The sequence below is a fragment of the Halobacterium sp. MBLA0001 genome, from assembly GCF_049705385.1.
GTDB classification, from domain to species: Archaea; Halobacteriota; Halobacteria; order Halobacteriales; family Halobacteriaceae; genus Halobacterium; species Halobacterium salinarum.
On sequence record NZ_JBNAMQ010000007.1, the window covers coordinates 1,755,113 to 1,770,207 of the forward strand.

At 69.2% G+C, this 15,095-nt stretch carries 18 protein-coding genes and 2 tRNA genes; 10 read left to right on the top strand and 10 right to left on the bottom strand.

Going from position 1 to position 15,095, the window contains the following annotated elements:
- Position 1: 1 nt before the first annotated feature.
- The 4 genes from ACOZ32_RS10490 to ACOZ32_RS10505 form a co-directional block, all read right to left on the bottom strand.
- A complete protein-coding gene (locus tag ACOZ32_RS10490) occupies positions 2-880 on the bottom strand; it encodes a succinate dehydrogenase/fumarate reductase iron-sulfur subunit (protein WP_010902948.1) in 879 nt (292 codons plus the stop codon).
- A gap of 6 nt (positions 881-886) precedes the next feature.
- Complete coding sequence (locus ACOZ32_RS10495) at positions 887-1,249, bottom strand: succinate dehydrogenase hydrophobic membrane anchor subunit (protein WP_010902949.1); 363 nt, start codon at positions 1,247-1,249, stop codon at positions 887-889.
- Between the two features lies 1 nt (position 1,250).
- Positions 1,251-1,643: a succinate dehydrogenase, cytochrome b556 subunit gene (gene sdhC, locus ACOZ32_RS10500; protein WP_012289306.1), complete on the bottom strand. Its 393-nt coding sequence runs from the start codon at positions 1,641-1,643 to the stop codon at positions 1,251-1,253.
- A 146-nt stretch (positions 1,644-1,789) separates the two neighbouring features.
- A complete protein-coding gene (locus ACOZ32_RS10505) occupies positions 1,790-2,365 on the bottom strand; it encodes a DNA-3-methyladenine glycosylase family protein (protein ID WP_010902951.1) in 576 nt (191 codons plus the stop codon).
- Between the two features lie 141 nt (positions 2,366-2,506).
- Here ACOZ32_RS10505 and ACOZ32_RS10510 point away from each other — a divergent pair, with 141 nt between their 5' ends.
- The 4 genes from ACOZ32_RS10510 to ACOZ32_RS10525 all read left to right on the top strand — a co-directional run bounded on the left by ACOZ32_RS10510 (position 2,507) and on the right by ACOZ32_RS10525 (position 5,407).
- Positions 2,507-4,486 (top strand): 3-hydroxyacyl-CoA dehydrogenase NAD-binding domain-containing protein, encoded by a 1,980-nt coding sequence (locus ACOZ32_RS10510; RefSeq protein ID WP_424335208.1) that lies wholly within the window; start codon positions 2,507-2,509, stop codon positions 4,484-4,486.
- A 93-nt stretch (positions 4,487-4,579) separates the two neighbouring features.
- Positions 4,580-4,654, top strand: a tRNA-Glu gene (locus tag ACOZ32_RS10515).
- A gap of 131 nt (positions 4,655-4,785) precedes the next feature.
- Positions 4,786-5,007, top strand: a complete 222-nt coding sequence (locus tag ACOZ32_RS10520; protein ID WP_010902953.1) for a hypothetical protein — start codon at positions 4,786-4,788, stop codon at positions 5,005-5,007.
- Positions 4,994-5,407, top strand: coding sequence for a hypothetical protein (locus ACOZ32_RS10525; protein ID WP_229373430.1), 414 nt, complete (start codon positions 4,994-4,996; stop codon positions 5,405-5,407). The genes ACOZ32_RS10520 and ACOZ32_RS10525 overlap by 14 nt, the downstream gene beginning before the upstream one ends.
- 102 nt (positions 5,408-5,509) lie before the next feature.
- Here the strand turns inward: ACOZ32_RS10525 and ACOZ32_RS10530 are convergent, their stop codons facing one another.
- Entirely contained in the window at positions 5,510-5,647 is a 138-nt protein-coding gene (locus tag ACOZ32_RS10530; RefSeq protein WP_227970939.1) for a hypothetical protein, read from the bottom strand.
- A gap of 176 nt (positions 5,648-5,823) precedes the next feature.
- On the opposite strand from ACOZ32_RS10530, the gene ACOZ32_RS10535 reads away from it, so the two are divergent.
- Positions 5,824-6,165: a hypothetical protein gene (locus tag ACOZ32_RS10535; RefSeq protein ID WP_010902956.1), complete on the top strand. Its 342-nt coding sequence runs from the start codon at positions 5,824-5,826 to the stop codon at positions 6,163-6,165.
- A gap of 14 nt (positions 6,166-6,179) precedes the next feature.
- Here the strand turns inward: ACOZ32_RS10535 and ACOZ32_RS10540 are convergent, their stop codons facing one another.
- Positions 6,180-7,865, bottom strand: a complete 1,686-nt coding sequence (locus ACOZ32_RS10540; RefSeq protein WP_424335209.1) for a hypothetical protein — start codon at positions 7,863-7,865, stop codon at positions 6,180-6,182.
- A gap of 141 nt (positions 7,866-8,006) precedes the next feature.
- Here ACOZ32_RS10540 and ACOZ32_RS10545 point away from each other — a divergent pair, with 141 nt between their 5' ends.
- On the top strand, positions 8,007-9,101 hold the full coding sequence (locus ACOZ32_RS10545) for a calcium-binding protein (RefSeq protein WP_424335210.1): 1,095 nt from the start codon (positions 8,007-8,009) through the stop codon (positions 9,099-9,101).
- Positions 9,098-11,545: a right-handed parallel beta-helix repeat-containing protein gene (locus ACOZ32_RS10550; protein WP_424335211.1), complete on the top strand. Its 2,448-nt coding sequence runs from the start codon at positions 9,098-9,100 to the stop codon at positions 11,543-11,545. The genes ACOZ32_RS10545 and ACOZ32_RS10550 overlap by 4 nt, the downstream gene beginning before the upstream one ends.
- A gap of 11 nt (positions 11,546-11,556) precedes the next feature.
- Here the strand turns inward: ACOZ32_RS10550 and ACOZ32_RS10555 are convergent, their stop codons facing one another.
- From ACOZ32_RS10555 to thyX, 3 genes are all read right to left on the bottom strand, one after another.
- The gene (locus ACOZ32_RS10555; RefSeq protein ID WP_205251890.1) at positions 11,557-11,991 is read right to left on the bottom strand and encodes a GtrA family protein; all 435 of its coding nucleotides are present in this window, start codon (positions 11,989-11,991) and stop codon (positions 11,557-11,559) included.
- Positions 11,992-12,368: 377 nt separating this feature from the next.
- Positions 12,369-12,443, bottom strand: a tRNA-Glu gene (locus ACOZ32_RS10560).
- Between the two features lie 96 nt (positions 12,444-12,539).
- Complete coding sequence (gene thyX, locus ACOZ32_RS10565; RefSeq protein WP_205251832.1) at positions 12,540-13,283, bottom strand: FAD-dependent thymidylate synthase; 744 nt, start codon at positions 13,281-13,283, stop codon at positions 12,540-12,542.
- Positions 13,284-13,368: 85 nt separating this feature from the next.
- Between thyX and ACOZ32_RS10570 the strand changes: the two genes are divergently transcribed.
- Positions 13,369-13,707 (top strand): cupin domain-containing protein, encoded by a 339-nt coding sequence (locus ACOZ32_RS10570; protein ID WP_012289310.1) that lies wholly within the window; start codon positions 13,369-13,371, stop codon positions 13,705-13,707.
- Positions 13,708-13,760: 53 nt separating this feature from the next.
- Positions 13,761-14,339, top strand: coding sequence for an MBL fold metallo-hydrolase (locus ACOZ32_RS10575; protein ID WP_205251833.1), 579 nt, complete (start codon positions 13,761-13,763; stop codon positions 14,337-14,339).
- Between the two features lie 7 nt (positions 14,340-14,346).
- Here ACOZ32_RS10575 and ACOZ32_RS10580 read toward each other — a convergent pair whose 3' ends face one another.
- Positions 14,347-14,616: a DUF5827 family protein gene (locus ACOZ32_RS10580; protein WP_205251834.1), complete on the bottom strand. Its 270-nt coding sequence runs from the start codon at positions 14,614-14,616 to the stop codon at positions 14,347-14,349.
- An 87-nt stretch (positions 14,617-14,703) separates the two neighbouring features.
- Between ACOZ32_RS10580 and ACOZ32_RS10585 the strand changes: the two genes are divergently transcribed.
- Positions 14,704-15,090, top strand: coding sequence for a hypothetical protein (locus ACOZ32_RS10585; protein WP_229373431.1), 387 nt, complete (start codon positions 14,704-14,706; stop codon positions 15,088-15,090).
- Positions 15,091-15,095 lie beyond the last annotated feature (5 nt).

A 15,095-nucleotide genomic window follows, 5' to 3' on the forward strand; every position in this document is an offset into this window, starting at 1 on the left:
GTTACCAGAACTTCAAGTTCTCTTTGACTGCTTCGCGCTTGAGCTCCTGAATGTGCTCGGTCAGCGGGATGTCCTTGGGGCACACATCCGTACAGGAGAACTGCGTCTGGCAGCGCCACACGCCGTGCTCCTGTTCGATGATCTCCAGGCGCTCCTGTCGCTTCTCCGATCCCTCACGGTCGTCCATATAGAACCGGTAGGCCTTATTGATTGCTGCCGGGCCGAGATACTTGTTGTCCCCGGCGGCGATGTTGCACGAGGACATGCACGCGCCACACCAGATGCAGCGCGTCGAGAGCTTGATGTTCTCGCGGTTCTGTCGGCTCTGGCGCTGCTCTTCGAGTTCGCCGTCGGGCAGGTCGTCCGGATCGAAGAACGGGTCGACGGACTCCATCTGGTCGTAGAAGTGATCCATCTCCACGACCAGGTCCTTGACGACGTCCGAGTGGGGCAGCGGCTCGACACGAACCGGCCACTCCAGGTCCTCGATCTGGGTCTGGCAGCCCAACCGCTGGCTGCCGTTGACGAAGAACGCGTCGGACCCACAGACGGCCTGCCGGCAGGAATGCCGGAACGTCAGACTGGAGTCGTAGCTGTCCCGCGCGAAGATGAGCGCGTCCAGGACGGTCATCCCCGTCTCGAAGGGGACGGTGAACGTGTCGAAGCGCGGCTCCTCTTTGCCCGCGATCTCCGGATCGTACCGGAACACCTTCAGCTCGACCGTCTCGCCGTCGAACTCGGTCTCGGCCTGCGCGGCGGCCTCGTCGCGGTCGTCGGCCCGCGCACGCTTGTCGTCGAGGCGGCGCTGCTGGTGGCCGGTGGTCGCCGGCTCCGTGTCGGTCTCGGTCTCGGTCTCTGATTGTGATGGTTTCGTGCTCATTCGTATCTAGAACCCCGCAAGCGCGTTCGCCACGCGAATCCCCTGCACGATCAACAGCACGCCGGCAACCCCAAGTACGAGTTGCGCGGCGCGCTTGGCGTTCCCCTCGATGCCCTGGTTCACGAGGGCGTTGTAGACGCCGTTGACCCCGTGGAACGTCGCCGTCACGAGGAACAACACCATCGTGACGTAGTAGCCGAGGCTCTGCATCCGGACCTGGCTGCCGGCGAAGTCGATGTTGTAGGCGTGATTGACGAAGTGCAGGTTGAAGAAGTGGAACGCCAACACCACGACGAGGAACCCAGCGGTCAGCCGCTGGAGCAGCCACGTCGTCGATCCCGATCGGAACGAGGAGTATCGTTTCGCCATCTCAGAATGCACCCGTGAGGAACGTCGGCACGCTGGCGACGACGATCACGCCCGTCAACACCAGCGACGCGTAGAAGCTCTTGTCCTGTGCCTCCAGCCCAACGCCGAGGTCCACGAACAGCAGCCGGATGCCGTTCAGGATGTGGAACACGGCCACCGCCAGCAGCCCCACTTCGAGCAGGCGCACGATGGCCAGACTCTCCAATCCACTCAGCGTACTGTTGTAAACCTGTGCGCCCTGTAGCGACGTGCTCAGGACCGAGATGTGGGTGAACAGATAGCCAACGAGAACCCACCCTGTGAACTTGTGAAACACCCAGGCCCACATGCCGGCCGAGAACTCCGTCCATCGGCCGAAGTCCGCCACAAGGCCTCGGTCATACGACTCGCTCATACCAACTAACGGTCGGGACTGACCGCACATAGAAGTTACTACACGCTCAGCGAGTACGCAACCCTGAAAAAACCCCGAAAATAGCACGCAGAACCGGTAAGCAGCCGCTCTCGTGCGCTTGCGCGGTCACGGTGTGGCGGCAGCGACTATGCGTCCTGTGCACGCCACACGTACAGCGACGCGTACGACCGATACGGCCGCCAGCTGTCGGCGATTTCGCGCATCTCGGCGCGCGTGGTGTCCGCGCCGTACAGCGCTTGCATGCCGGTCCGGATGCCCAGGTCCCCCACCGGGAAGACGTCCGCTCGGCCGAGCGCGAACAGCAGGAACATCGACGCCGTCCAGTCCCCGACGCCGGTGATCGCGGTGAGTTCCTCGCGCACCGCCGCGTCGCTCAGCTCGGCGAACCGCGCCCGCGTGTAGTCGTGCTCGCGGAACGCCGCCGCGACGTTGGTGACGTAGTCGGTCTTCTGGCGGGACAGCCCGGCGTCGCGCAGGACGGCCGGATCGGCGGCGGCGATCCCGGCCGGGGTCACGTCGACGGCGTCGAACACGCGCTCGCGGATCGTCGCCGCGGCGTCCGTCGACAGCTGCTGGCGGATGATCGCCACGACGAGGCGTTCGAAGAGGTCGTCGTGGGGGGTGACTGCGAGTTCGCCGTGGGCGTCGAGCAGCGGCGCGAGCGTCGGGTCGGTCCTGAGCGCGTCGTGTGCGTCGGCCATACGCCTGGTTCGGTGCGGCGACGTTTGGGGGCTGCGCTGTCGGGTGGTTCGCTGGCGGTGTGTCCACGCGCGTAAACGTGTGCACTGTTGTCAGCCACCGAGAGGGAAAGGTTCAACGGGGCAGCCGGCGACCACTCCCGCATGGACGTCGATGACATCCACAGCATCGCGGTGCTTGGCGCCGGAAACATGGGCCACGGGATCGCGGAAGTGGCCGCGATGGCCGGATACACAGTGCGGCTCCGGGACATCTCCGCGGAGCTCGTCCAGGACGGCTACGACCAGATCGAGTGGTCGCTGGGGAAGCTCGCGGAATCCGACCAGCTCACCGAGGCCGCGGCCGACGCCGCACTCGACCGCATCAGCACGCACGTCGAGGTGAGCGACGCCGTCGACGACGTGGACGTCGTCATCGAGGCGGTCCCCGAGAAGATGGGGATCAAAACCGACGTGTACACCGAGGTCGAGGCGCACGCCCCCGCCGACGCGGTGTTCGCCACCAACACCTCCAGTCTCTCCATCACGGACCTCTCGGAGGTCACCGAGCGCCCCGCGCGGTTCTGCGGCATGCACTTCTTCAATCCGCCCGTCAGGATGGAGCTGGTGGAAGTCATCTCCGGGGCGCACACCGACGACGCGGTGCTCGAATGCATCGAGTCGCTGGCCGCGGACTTCGGGAAGACGCCGGTGCGCGTGCGCAAGGACTCCCCCGGGTTCGTGGTCAACCGCATCCTCGTGCCGTTGTTGAACGAGGCCGCGTGGCTCGTCCACGACGACGAGGCGACCATCGCCGAGGTCGACTCCACGACCAAATACGACATGGGGCTGCCGATGGGGGCGTTCGAGCTCGCCGACCAGGTGGGCATCGACGTCTCCCACGACGTCCTCGATTACATGCAGGACGTGTTGGGCACGGCCTACGAGCCGTGTCCGGTGCTCGTCGACCACGTCGAGGCCGGCGACGTCGGGCGGAAGAGCGGCGCTGGCTTCTACGACTACGGCGATGACGCGGCCGGCGCGGACGTGCCGACCGACGCGATCCGGGCCGACATCGCCGACCGGCTCACCGCCGTGATGGCCAACGAGGTCGCGAAGCTCGTCGGCGGCGGCGTCGCCGACCCCGCGGAGATCGACGAGGCCGTGATGCTGGGCGCGGGCTACCCCGAAGGCCCCGCGAAGATGGCCGACGCAGCGGGCATCACGCACCTCCACGAGACGCTGGTTGCGGCCCACGAGGCGACCGGGCAGGCGCGCTACGAGCCCGCCGACACCCTCGCCGAGATGGCGGCGGCCGGCGAGTCGTTCCACGGGCGCGGCGACGAGGACGCGGACGGCCGCCGGGAGTTCGACAGCGTCAGCGTCTCCGTCGACGGCAACGTCGGCCACATCGAACTCGACCGCCCGCACCGCATGAACACCATCAGCGGCGAGTTGCTGGCCGATCTGTCGGACGCGATCGACGTGCTCGGCGACGACGACGACGTGCGCGCCGTCCTCCTGACCGGCGCGGGTGAGAAAGCGTTCTCGGCCGGCGCGGACGTCACGTCGATGGCGGGCAACGCCGACCCCGTGGAGGCGGTGGAGCTCTCCCGGATGGGCCAGCAGACGTTCGGCAAGCTCGAAGCCGCCGACGAGCCGGTGGTTGCGGCCATCGACGGCTACTGTCTCGGCGGCGGGATGGAGCTGGCGACCTGCGCGGACATGCGCCTCGCCAGCGAGCGCAGCGAGCTCGGCCAGCCCGAACACGATCTCGGCCTCCTCCCGGGCTGGGGCGGCACGCAGCGCCTCAAGCACATCGTCGGCGAGGGCCGCGCCAAGGAGATCATCTTCACCGCCGACCGCTTCGCCCCCGAGACACTGGCCGACTACGGCTTCATCAACGAGGTCGTCACCACCGAGGCGTTCGAGGAGCGCGCCTGGGAGCTCGCCCGCGACCTCGCCGCCGGCCCGCCGGTCGCCATGAAGTACACGAAGCGCGCGATGCGTGCCGGCCGCGACGACACCGACGCCGGCCTGGAGATCGAGGCGCAGTCGTTCGGCCAGCTGATGAACACCCAGGACCTGATGGAGGGCGTCAGCGCGTTCTCCGCGGACCGGGAGCCGGAGTTCAACGGGGAGTAGCCGCCGCGCCGTCGGGTGGCGCGTCGGTGGTTGTCGTGGCGAATCAGATTAGAGGGATTTATACGTGAGCGGTCGTTCAGTCCGGATGCGGACGCTCGGTTGGTGTAGTCCGGCCAATCATGTTGGCCTTTCGAGCCGACGACCAGGGTTCAAATCCCTGACCGAGCATTTCTCGCGGTCGTGTGCGATACCGCTGACTGGGTAGTCCGGCTGTGAGCCGTGGCCGTCGCCGTCCCGTCGACTGAATGCTCGGATACATGTAACTAGATTTAACACCTGCCGGTTCCTCATCATCGTTGATGAGCGAGACAGACTCAGCGAGCGAGACCGTCGAGGAACCGACGACGTGGCCGGACCTCGCGGTTGGGCTTTACGACCGCCTGACCGGGCGCGGCGCGGAGATCATCTACGAGTTCGACGAACTCGATGTGGACGTCCCCAGCGGGACCGGTGACGACGCCGAGCACGCGCGCTGGCACGTGGACGGAACGATCCGCGTCACCACTCGTGAGCGCGACTGACGGCGCGTCCCACCACGACGAGCGGACGCCGTTGTCGGTGGCCGCCGACCTGGACGTGGTGATCGACGGCACCCCGGTTGCGGTCACCTCGACGGGCAAGCGAGTGTTCGTGGACGTGCCGTCGCTTGCCGCCGGCGTCGACGCGCTGGCCGGGGTGCCACAGTCCGAACTCCCCGCGTTCGCGGCAACGCTTCGGGACGCGGACCTCACCGTCGAGTTGCGGGTGCGTGAATCCCCCGTCGCGGTCGTCGGCGCGGACGCCGCTCCGGGGCTGCTCTCCAAGCGGGCGGGTGTCGCGCCCGCCGCGCTCCGTGTCGGGGGAGCGGCTGTCGCCGCTGGCAGAGGCGTCACCGCCACGGTCGACGCCGCGCGCCGCCTGATCGCGGCGCTCACGTCGTGACCAGCGCCGCGGGCGCGCGGTGTCAGCACCTCCCACAGGGAGACAACACTTATACTGCTCGGGGTGCTCCGTACAGGCGACGAGCGACTCGCTGACCGCGAGTCACACCGGCTCGAATCCACTCATGATCGCCGCAGCATCCCCCGCATCCGGCACCGCCGCCACGAGCAGTGGCGGGTCCGGATGCTCTCGAACGGGATGCGTGGCAACAACAGGATTTGCGCCGAAATCGGCGTCCACGTCCACCCTCGCTGCGTAACTGCGCGCGACACACCACCCGGGGGATGACGTGGACGCCATTCTAGCACCAGTACTGCTGTTGGCGCCCTCGTGTTCCCCCAGCGGTGGCCGTGGACTGCCGGGCACTCCCGGCGGGCGGTCCCGCTCCAGCCGAGTTCGACTCTCGGCGGGAGGCTATGGCTACGGCCAACCAGACGGTACAGATCACCGCGGACCTCACGATGCACGTGCCTCGGAACGCCACCGGCGACCTCGGGGACGGAGTGACGAACGTCGTGCGCGGCGTGTCCGCAGTCGCCAGCGTCGATGGGATCGACGTCCAGGACCTCCGCCCGCGGTTGAACGACCTCCAGGTCACGGCGACAGTCACGGCGGTCGTCACGGTCGCCGACGCGCCGGACATCGAGCGCGCCACCGCGGACGCGCTCGCCGACGGCTTCGGCATCGACTCCGTGGCCGACGTGGACGCCACCCGGGTGGCTGCCGACCACGACGACCGCGCCCCCGAGTACGCCTGAGCGCCGGCGTGGTGCTACGGGGGCAGGTCGTCCGGTGGGCCGCCGCGCTCGCTGGGCAGCACGCCCGGATCCGGGCTGCCGACGGCCTCGGGGGCCGTTTCCGTCAGGAAGTCGTGGAGCGCCGGGATGTCCGCCAGCGCCGGCCCGCGGTCGCTGCCCGCCAGTGACTGCCGGGTTGCGAGCGCCGCGCGCTGGCGGTCCCGCACGCCGCCGTTCGTGGCGTCGTCTCCGTGGTCGGGCGCGGCTGCGAGCTTCTCCTGGATGCGCTCGACGGACCGATCGAACCCGAGTTGGTCGTACTGTGCGCGCGCCGCCTCCAGGTGTGACCGGCGCTGGTCGGGTTCGTCGGTGAGTATCGCGCGGCGCTCGTGGCGCTGGGCGTCGAAGTGCGTGTACATCTCCTCACGACGGGCGTCCGGCACGGCCAGCTCCGAGAGCGCCGCTCGGCCGTCGTCGAGCGCCCCGATCGCGGCGTGGTGGTCGCCGCGGGCCGACGCCATGTTCGACGCCACGATCGCGCGCGTGTACACTGGCTCCCAGGCGTCCAGAAACGACCACTGGTCGGCGATCGCTTCGGCGTCGGTGAACGCCGCGATGGCGAGGGCGTGGGTGCGACTCGTTCGGTGGCGGTGGGCGCGGGCGCGAGCGCGCTCGAAGCGGCTGTGGCCGATGATCCAGTCGTGGTCGATCTCCCGGCCGGCCACCACGGCGCCGTCGAACAGCAGCTCGTCGATGCGGCTGTCGCCGCGGTCGACCTCGGCGGTCCAGTACAGCGCGTTCGCCAGCGCGTACGCGAACACTGCGTCGGACTGGTCGGCGGCCGTGGGGACGGCGCTGCGCCACGCGTCGCCGCGCGCCCAGTAGTCGGCGGCTTCGGCGTCCGCTTTCGCCGCGTCGAAGGTCTTCGACGCCGGCCACCGGGTCGCACACCGTTTCGCCGCCGGGAGGCCACGTGTGGTCGCGGCGTGCGCGAGCAGCGCGGCGAAGAACACGCCGTCGCTGTCGTCGGCCAGCGCCCGCGGCTCGACGCCGTGGTCGGCGAGGAACGCCCGCGCTCCCCGTGGCGTGTCTGTCACCCGGTGCATGGCTTCGGCGACGACGGCGCTCACCGACACGTCCCCGACGGCGTCGATGGCGTCAACCCCCTCACAGAGCGCGCGCACGTCCGCCGCGGTGTCCATCGGTGGCCCGGCGGTGGTCGATAGCATGCCCACGAGGACGCCGTACCGGCGCGCGTGCAGGTCGTCGGCGGCGCTGTCCGAGGCCGCCGTGACCGCGTCCAGCAGGTCGCAGAGACCGGGCTGCGTGAGACACTCGCCGGCGGCGAACGCGAGCGCAGCGACGCCACCGGCGTGCGCCGTGAGCTGCCGGGCGGCAGTCGGGTCGCCGTCGAGGGCGGCGTCGATGCGGGCTGCGGCTGCCGGCCCGGGGAGCCACAGCCGCGTCGTCCCGTCCGGCGTTGTGAGCCGCAGGCGCGTGAGCCCGGCATCGGCGGGCAGCGAGACCGAAACGGCGTCGGCCGCGGGCCGCGTCACGTCGCCGCCCGCGGCCCGAGCGCGCACCCAGTCGGCGGTGGCGTCCACGCGGAACCGCCGGGTTTCGGCCCCCGACTCGGGGAGTTCGTGGTCGCCAACGACGCGCGTCACGGTTGCGTGCTCGCCGCCGGGGAGCGGTCGCTGCCAGCGGACCCGCTGAGTCATTGTCCCGTGGTACGTCGGTGGGCGATTTCAGGCCTCCGCATTCCCGGTGCCGGGGCCCCGGCGCACCCGGCCACCAGTATGTTCAAGTACACTACGGGTTCAAGCATACTCGTGTGCATGTCGCGCCGCCGTTCGACAGCGGTGGCAGCCGTTGTGGTCGTTGTCGCCGCCAGCGTCGCCGTCACAGCGGCCCCAGCGGCCGGCCGCATTGACACCGGTGGCGGCGTCGTCACGGTGGGCGTTTCCGGTCCGGGCAACGCCACCGTCGAGAACGACACGCAGTTCATCTGGCGCAACGCCCGGACCGACATCGTTGCGACGACCCAGGACATCGTCTTCGAATCCACGAGCCGCTACGACACCTACCGACTGCGGCTGACGAACGACTCGCTGTCCAGCTTCCAGCCGGTGTTCGACGACGCAGTCGCCACCACGACGGTGACGATGCGGGAGCGCGAGCAACGCACCGTTTCGCTGCCCGTGCCGGCCGGGGAGTTCGAGACCGGCGTCCACGAGCTCCACGTGGGCATGTACGACCCCGAGACACGGGTCGAGGAGCGCGTCAACGAGACCACGATCACGGTCCACGCGATCAAGCGCAACGGCGACCGTGACGGCGACGGCCTCCGGAACGACGAGGAGGTGCGCGCCGGCACGGCGCTGCTGACCCGGGACACCGACGACGACGGGCTCTCGGACGGCGTTGAGGTGCGGGTCGCCGGCACGGATCCGACCGAGCGGGACACCGACGGCGACGGCGTCGACGACGCCGCCGAACTCCGTGCGGGGTCGCTCCCCGAGGCGACGGGGAGTCTCGCCGAGCGCCTCCAGGGAACGCCGGCTTCGGCCGTCGACGCCGACTTCGACGGGCTTCCGAACACCGCTGAGGCGGAGCTCGGGACGAGCCCGACCGAGCGGGACACCGACGGCGACGGACTCACGGACGCCGTGGAAGTCGGCGTTTACGACAGCGACCCGACCGTCGCCGATACGGACGGTGACGGGCTCACCGACGGGATCGAGGTGCGGCGCTTCGGCAGCGATCCGACGGCAGTCGACACCGACGGCGACGGCGTCAACGACGGCCGGGAGGTGCTCGCCGGCACCGATCCCACGCAACACAGCGCGCTTGAGACCGCGCACGCGTCGGTGATCCGTCCGAGCGGCCCCAGCGCCGACGCGCTCGCCACACAGCTCGGGCGAGTACTGTTCGGGCCTCCGGAGGGGAACGCATGAGGCGCGCCGTGGTGTGCTTGCTCGCCGCGCTCGCGGTGGGGCTCGTGTTCGCGGCCGCCGCGCTCGGTGCCGGCACATCGGCGGCTGCCACCGGCGACGCGACGTACGTCGGCACGAACGTCACGACGAACACCACGTGGACCCCCGGCGAGGGCCCGTACGTGGTGACGACCGAACTGACCGTCACGGAGAACGCGACGCTCACCGTCGCCCCGGGCACGACGGTCCAGGTCGCCAAGGACGCCTCGATCACGGTGGCCGGCAGCCTCGATGCGGCCGGCACGAGCACCGACCGCGTGTCGTTCACGACCGCGCGCCCGAAACCACAGCCCGGCTCGTGGACCGCCATCACGTACGCCGGCACCGCTGACTCCCGGTTGCGCCTCGCAAACACCACCGTCGAATACGCCACCACGGCGGTTCGCGTGGCGTCCGCAGACGGCCGCATCACCGTCCAGGACAGCCTGCTGCGCAAGCACGTGCGCGCTGGCGTGGCCGTCACGACCGCCGACGGGCCGCCGTCGCTGCGGCTCGCGCGCTCGACGATCGCCGACACCGGCTACGCGGGCGTGGCCGTCACGACCCCCGGAACGGACCCGTTCGCGCGCCGTGTGGCCGGCGTCACGATCCGGGACACCGACTTCCGGAACCCCGGCCAGTACGGCGTGGTGGTTCGCGCCCGCCACCTGGTCGGTGTGTCGGTCGTCGGGGGGTCGATCACCGGCTACGAGTCCGGCGGCGTCGCCGTTTCCACGGGCAACCGTGCGGCCGACGTTCCCGGGCCGGACGACCGCAGTGTCACGTACACCACCGTGCACGGCGTCGAGTTCGCCGACGCCCGCGGCGACGCCGTCACCATCGAGAGCGGGCACCTCGATCGGGTGCGCGTCTCCGACATCGACGTCCACGGGGTCGACGGCGACGGGATCGGCGTTCGGCGCGCCATCGACCTCGATGATGTCGTGCTCGACGACAACACAGTGCGTGGCGCTGCCCGCGGCATCGCGCTCACGCACCGCCGCGCACAGCGCCAGCCGCCACACGTCTCGGTCGCCGTGACCAACAACACGCTCCGCGAGACCGTCGGTGCGGGCGTCTCGATCGACGCCCAACGGCTGTTCGTCTCCCGACTCGACGTTCGGAACAACACTGTCACCGGCAGCGGCGGCGACGGCGTTGCGCTCCACGCGCCGGTGCTTTCGGGTGCCACGATCGCGGACAACACGGTTCGCGGGAGCCACGACCGGGGGGTGAGCGTTCGGGGCAGTCGCGTCCGGAACCTCACTGTCGCGGGGAACCGTGTGGCGGCCAACGGCCGGGGCGGCGTGCGCGTGCGTGCCGCGCGCACCCCGGGGCCGCTGACGGTTGCGAACAACACGCTAGTGAACAACGTGGCCTTCGGCGCGCGCGTCTCCGGCGCGGCGAACGGCGGCCCCGTCGCCGCGCGGAACAACACGATCGCCGCCAACACGCGTGGCATCACCGTCGACGGGCCGTCGCCGGTTCGGCTGACGGGCAACACGATCGCCGTCAACACGCGCTCAGCCGCCCGCAGCGCCGACGCGAGTGCCGTCGGCCCGTCGGTCGGTGTGACCCTGACCAACGCCTCCGGGAACGTCACGATCACGCGGAACGACATCTACGGCCACCTCGTCGGGCTGCGAGCCGCGACCAACGGCACCATCGACGCCGAGCACAACTACTGGGGGGCCCCAAGCGGGCCGTTCTACGCCAGCGTCACGCCCGACGGCGACGGGGACACGATCCGCATGCGGCGGGGCGTCGCCGACATCGCGCCGATCGCGGAGACACCGCATCGCGCGCTCATCGAGCGCCCATCAGTCAGCCTCACGGCCAACCGGTCGACGGTCGCCGCCGGCACCGATGTCCGGGTCACGGCGGCGTCCCCTGCCGGGCCGAACGCGACCTACCAGTTCACCGTGGACGGGCAGCGCCGCCCCACACAGGCGTCGCCGTCGCTCGTCAGCGCGTTCGACGACCCCGGTGCACACGAGATCGCGGTGGCTGTGGTGAACGACCGCGGGGTGGCCAGCCGCCCGCCCGCCACGACGACCGTCCGGGTTGAGGACGCGTCCACGGCCCCAGCGACGACGGCACCGCCGCCGACAGCCGGCCCGCCCCAGCCCGCGGACAGCGCCGCACCGCCGTCGCTTCTGGATAGCGTCCTGTCGGTTCCTGGGCTGCTCGGGGGCGCGCTGTGGGTGCTTGCGGTTGGCGTCGGCGGGTACGGCGTCGCCGCGTCGATGCGCGGTGCCCAACCCCCGGTTCGGGGGCGGGTCGCGCACGCACTCGCGGTGGTCGCCGCCGGCGTCTGGATCGCTGCCGGGCTGCTCGCGGTCCCGCCGCTGCTGTCGGCGGGCGGCGTAGCACTCGCTGGGTGGGGTGTGGTGACCGCCGCGGTCGTGGCCGCGGCGAGCAGGTAGCCGGTGGGGTCTCAGTTGGCGCTCGTGCTCCACGTCCAGCGCAGATCGAGCACGAACCGGTAGCCACCGCTGACGAGGATGCCGACGGCGTTCGAGAGCAAGTACGGCAGGCTGTACCACTCGACGAGCGCGAACAACACCCCCAACTGGATCGGGATCGCGGTCCCGCGAACGACGTTGGTCTTCACCAGCCCAACGGCGTACTCCACGCGGCCGCTGTTCCGGATCGCCTGAAAGGTCCACGCGTTGTTCAAGACGTACGTCAGCACGATCGTGGCCTCGATCGCGGCGATCGCACTGGGGATGTAGGCCACCTCGACTGCGTCAACGAACACCCACAGCAGCGCCATCTGGGCGCCCGCCGCAACCACACCGACGGCGGCGAACCGGCGCAGCCTGGTTGCGGTCGGCCCGGAGTTGGCGCGGCGAAGCAGCCGCCGAATCATCCACACAGCACCACCGTCGGAGTGGCCGACGCAGTCGCTCTCGTGTGAGTCACGCCTACCGAGGCGTACGTGTGTAACCATGTATCACTGTTCCGGTCGTGTCAACGCACACCGCAACCCAGCCGGGAGTTGCGTTCGCCGTTATCATGGCTGATATCACGAGGCATACTCTTATGTGTGTGATCCGGAATGAACGGATACGGTGGCACTAACGGGTGTCACACGCTCCCTGATAGACTGCCACCGGATCCCCGAGACGTTTTCACCTGCGGTCCGCTGACACCCCTTGGAACCGTTCCACAGCTGGGCGGCCACGCATGCTTTATGCCACACCAGCCGGTGGTCGGTGATCGTAACGCGACTGCAGGAAGTTGGAATGCTCCGTCAGGGATTTGAACCCTAGTCCTTGCCGTGAGAGGGCAAGATGATTGGCCGGACTACACCAACGGAGCGCGTCCACTCTTCGGTAATTGGGAGACACAAATAACCGTTTCGTCTCGCGGGCAGACTGTTACTCCCTCCCGTAGCGCCGGGCGACACGCGACCGGTCAGGGCGCGAGCCGGTTCTTCCGGTGTTTCATCTCCGCGTCGTAATATTCGAAGGTGTGGGGACACCACTGAGCGGCCGCATCGAGTAGCTGTTCGGTGAGCTCGCGGATCTCCCACTGTGCGTCGGCGGCGGCCCGCATGTCCGCGACGTGCATCAGCGACCGCGGGTTCAGCGTGATCACCACGTTCACTTCGGTCCCGATAGGGAGCACGAACCGGGCGTCCTCCGGGGGCATCCCGAGCCCCAGCAGTTCCTGGTAGTCTTCGACGGCGCGCCGCACCGACGCCTGGAAGACCGCCTCGCGTTCGGCCATGGTCTCCTCGTCGACGTCGCCCGCGTCCTGGTTGCGGCCGACCCAGTCGGGGTCGGTCGCCGACGGCGGCGTCACCACCAGCTCGCCCTCCGCAACCGCCGCCGGATCGACGTCGTCGAACGCGACGTAGCGCATCGACTGCACGTCGAAGCTGGCGTGGCGGTGGCGGGTGAGCTGCGCCATACACGACCGGCTCACACCCTCGATGGCGAACGTCGCCGACGGATGCTCGAAGGGGCCGTAGTGGCCGCGAGTGAGCAGCTGTGCGATGAGGTTCGACAGCTTTTCGTCGGTGGTGTCGCCGTCCACGGACGCCATCGCGGTGTCGAGTGGCGTGTCACCGACCCAGTCGGACATGTAGTCGTTGCGGGCGCTCTGACAGATGAGTTCCTCCGGGTTCTCAGTCGCTTCGAGGAGACGAACGCGCATGCTAGACGGTGTGCCTGCCGGTGGCAAAAACACTCCGAACCCACGCGCCGGTACCATGAAGTGGCGCCACGAACCACGTCGAAACATGGCCCACAAGGACGTGTCAGTGGACGACGTCGACTCGGCGCTGTCGGCCGACGCGGACGCCGACCTCTACTTCATGAAAGACGCCCTGAACACCGACGAGGTCGCCATCTCGGTGTACCACATGGAGCCGGGCGCAACCGGAATGGAGCACGACCACGCCAACGACGGCCAGGAGGAAGTGTACTACGTCGCCGACGGCGGTGTGGACGTCGTCTTCGACGACGAGACGGTGTCGCTGGACGCCGGCGACGCCATCCGCGTCGACGCCACCGACGACCGACAGCTCCACAACGGCGATCACCACTCCGAGCTGGTGTTGGTGGGCGCACCCCGCTGACCGCGCGCGCCGCGTGCGGCAACCCCTAAGTGGTGGCCGGCATACGGACAGCCATGCCGACGAACCTTTCGGCGGGCGTTCAGGCGTTCACGAGCAACGTGTTTCTGGTGACCGGCGACCGCGACGTGGTGGTTGACGCGGGCGCGAACTACGACGTCGTCGCCGCGGTCCGCGACCACGGCGTCACGCCCGACGCGGTCGTCATCACACACCCGCACCCCGACCACGTCGGCAACCTCGACGCGCTCGTGGACGCCTTCGACCCGACCGTGCTCGGGTTCGACGGCGTCGCCGACGCCGACCGGACGCTGGCCGACGGCGACGAAGTCAGGCTCGGCGACGACGACTACGTGGTTCTGCACACGCCCGGCCACGAACCCCACCACGTGTGTCTGTACAGCCCGGCCGCCGGCGTGTTGTTCTCCGCGGATCTGGTGTTCGCGAACGGCAGCTTCGGGCGCACGGACCTCGACGGCGGCGACCGGGAGACGCTGGTCGAGAGCATCGACCGGCTCGCCGACACCGTCGCGGGCGAGGAACTGACGGCGCTGTATCCCGGCCACGGCCCCAGCGTCACCTCGGATCCGGCCGCCGACATCGACCTGGCGGCCCGATCCGCGCGCTTCCAGTGAGCCGCGGTTAGCTCGTGTCCAGGCCGTAGTATCCGGGTTCGTCGTCGGTCCGGGGTTCCGCGACGACGAGCGCGTCGGCGTGCAGCATCACCCACGGGATCGCCCAGTCGAGCAACACGTCCTCGGTGCCGCGATCGATGTCCGCGTCGGGCTCCAGGTCCTGCAGCAGGCGCGCGATCTCGTAGACGGTGTACATGCGGTCGTCGTCGAGTAATGCCGCTGGCTCGTAGAAGTCACACGGGTACAGGTCGTCGAACTCGGATTTCGCAACCGGCATGTGCTGACAGGCGGCGGCGACGCCGAAAAACCCAGCGAGTTGACCCAACGGTTATCTGTCTCGCCGAAGTCCATGTATCCGTCCAACATGTCAGATAGTTCACCTCAGTTGGACGACCAACGCACAGACGCCATGCAGGCGCTGCTGTACATGCGCGATGACGTTGCAGCCCGCACGACGACCGTGGACGCCCAGCGGTACCTCGACAACGAGCGCTACGGGTTCATCACTCGCGCCACCTACAACCGCCTCCACTACGCCACGCTGCGGTACACGCACCGTGGGTTCGACACCTGGGAGCTGTTCCGGACGTTCCTTGATGCCGCCGATGGCACCACTTCCGCTGGCGTCGTCATCGGCCTCGACGCCGACGGCACCTGCTACGATTTCGACGCGCTCACCGACACCGTGCACGCGGTCGGTGACGAGCACAGCGTCGCCGCACTCACGCCAGCCACTGATGAGCCGTCATGACGCGA